This is a genomic window from Vibrio genomosp. F10 str. 9ZD137, assembly GCF_049974785.1.
GTDB lineage: Bacteria > Pseudomonadota > Gammaproteobacteria > Enterobacterales > Vibrionaceae > Vibrio.
This window is the reverse complement of sequence record NZ_JBNGCJ010000255.1, coordinates 1-2511: the sequence shown is the minus strand read 5'-3', so window position 1 is coordinate 2511 and position 2511 is coordinate 1. Positions and strand designations below refer to the sequence as shown.

Genomic DNA, 2511 nt, shown 5'->3' with positions numbered 1-2511 from the left:
GCTGAACCTCTCTTCCTATCTGTTTTTTCAGCCATACTGACATTGGGGATACTCGTATTGTCCGAAATTGTACCTAAAACAATCGGAGCAACATATTGGCGTCAATTATCACCCGTATCTGCTGTTATTCTATATTGGATGGTTTGGGCTCTTACGCCGTTCGTTTGGTGTTCAGAACAAATCACTAAACGACTAGCTAAAGGAGTTCAGGCACCAAAAGTAAGAGATGAGTTATCAGCGATGGCGACACTCGCAAAAGAAAGTGGAGAGTTTGCGGAAGGTGAGTCTAAGATATTACATAACCTACTTAACCTGAGTAATGTGCCAATCACCCAGGTCATGACACCACGTCCAGTGGTATTTAGAGCAAGTGCTGAGCTGACCATCGAAGAGTTTCTCGCAGAACACGCAGGAACTCCTTTCTCTCGTCCTTTGATATACAGTGGTTCTAAGGACAATATCCTCGGGTTTGTCCACCGGTTAGACCTATTCAAACACAAGCAAATTGGTGAAGAAAATCGACAACTAGGGTCAGTTATGAGACCAATTCATGTCGTCTTGAACACAAAATCGGTACCTGCAGCCTTCGAACAAATCATGGCACTACGCCTTCAGATCGCTATGATTGTCGATGAATATGGTACGGTTCAAGGCATTGTCACACTAGAAGACATTTTTGAGCACTTAATTGGCGAAGAGATCATTGATGAGGCTGATCACTCTGTAGATATGCAGCAACTCGCTTTTGAACGATGGGAAACTTGGAAGAAACAGCATGGATTAATTGAAAGCCAAGCGGATGGCGAGCGATAGTAACCTTGAAGTCTTACTATCGCCTGCTCACTAAAGAGATATTCCAATGTTGCTTAGAGCTTCGTCTTTTAATTCTTGGCGCAAATCCTTAATCAGCTCTATGTCTCGCTCTTGGGATTCTCTTAGTGGTCTAAATATAGCCCATTGAACGTCCCATTCGGCGCAAACCGCTTCATTTTCTTTTTGATTATCGTTTGTGATCTCAATCTGAGTTTGAGCTTCTTCTAATTGAGCAACAGTCACCACAGAAATCTGACTGAGCTTTTGCATATTGTCATAAAGATCATCACGGTCGAGGAGGCCGTGTAACAAAGTCGACAAGCCTATACACGCGTCGATAGCTGGGTATACACCATAAAAATCGAAATCTTCTGAACTTGGGATAATCTCTTCCAGTTTCTCTAACTGGCGTTCAAAATTTATTTTTGCACTCTTAACTGTCAACAACTCCCATACACTATCAAGAATGTCACGATACACTCGACTCTCAGAAAATTTTGTATTCTGACAAAATATGGCATAGTTGGGATACATACGCTCGCAAAGACAAGCCATAAATGTAATTTGTTGCCAAGGTTCAAATTTTTCAAGACGGACCTGGATAGGATTCTGTAGCATAGTCACTCATTATTGCAGAAGAAAAATACATCAGAAGTGTACTTGATTACTCTCTGGGAAAACAGCAAAGCCTATGAACAATTTTAATAACGCGCTCTATATCGATACCGACAATAATACGAAATATATCGAGCTTATCGCTCAGCTAAAGTTGCCCGACTTATCAATAGTCGATGATCCCTTACTTGCGAACATTGCTTTGGTTTCTCCTCCTTTGTTATCAACTAAGATAAGTCAGTTTGCCAAGCTGGAGTGGGCACAATCCGTTTATGCAGGTGTTGATGCATTGTCAAACCACTCCACTGAGATCGACTTTACGGTTACGAATGTAAAAGGAATATTTGGGCAACAGATATCTGAGTATGTGATCGGTTACTCTCTGGAATATCATCGACATTTTTTACAGTATAAAGAGCAGCAGAACTCAAATGAATGGTCACCTATCCCCTATACAACGTTAGACAATAAGTGCATGTTGGTTTTAGGCACAGGGTCTATCGGTAACCATGTAGCAAAAACAGCGAAAGTATTGGGTTTAAACGTTATTGGTGTCAATCGAAGTGGTATCCCCCCTAAAGATTCTAATTTCGATGAAACCTATCATATACAAGAGCTTACTGTTTCATTATCCAAAGCCGATATAATAGTTTCTACACTACCGAACACACTGGACACTCAATATTTGTTGAACGAAAGCTCCTTGAGCTATTGTAAAAATGCGTTGTTGTTTAACGTTGGTAGAGGAACCATTATTGATGAGAAGGGACTTTTGAACTCGTTGTCTAAAGGCTTCTTAAGCCATGCTTATCTTGATGTGTTTATTCAAGAACCACTGGATGTTAAACATCCTTACTGGAATCACCCACAAATAACAGTAACGCCTCATATTGCAGCGGTGAGTTTTCCTGAGCAGGTTATTGAACAGTTTAAAAATAACTATATGCGATGGATTTCTGGGTTTAACCTCGAAAATGTCGTCGACTTGAATAAGGGCTACTAGTCTTTTTCATAAAAATACATAGCCCTTTATAGGGGAAAGGATTAAGTCGTTTTCTCTAAACGTAAAAAAGCCCAAGTCTT

Annotated in this window: 3 protein-coding genes; 2 read left to right on the top strand and 1 reads right to left on the bottom strand. The window is 40.5% G+C overall.

The features are described from left to right. Positions 1 to 813: CNNM domain-containing protein (locus ACP45E_RS04140; protein ID WP_069584726.1), on the top strand; the 813-nt coding region annotated here is incomplete at its 5' end. A 30-nt stretch (positions 814 to 843) separates the two neighbouring features. Here ACP45E_RS04140 and ACP45E_RS04135 read toward each other — a convergent pair. After that, a complete protein-coding gene (locus ACP45E_RS04135) occupies positions 844 to 1431 on the bottom strand; it encodes a YjaG family protein (protein WP_017035689.1) in 588 nt (195 codons plus the stop codon). Positions 1432 to 1504: 73 nt separating this feature from the next. On the opposite strand from ACP45E_RS04135, the gene ACP45E_RS04130 reads away from it, so the two are divergent. Continuing rightward, positions 1505 to 2431, top strand: coding sequence for a D-2-hydroxyacid dehydrogenase (locus tag ACP45E_RS04130; protein WP_017035688.1), 927 nt, complete (start codon positions 1505 to 1507; stop codon positions 2429 to 2431). The last annotated feature ends 80 nt before the right edge of the window (positions 2432 to 2511 follow it).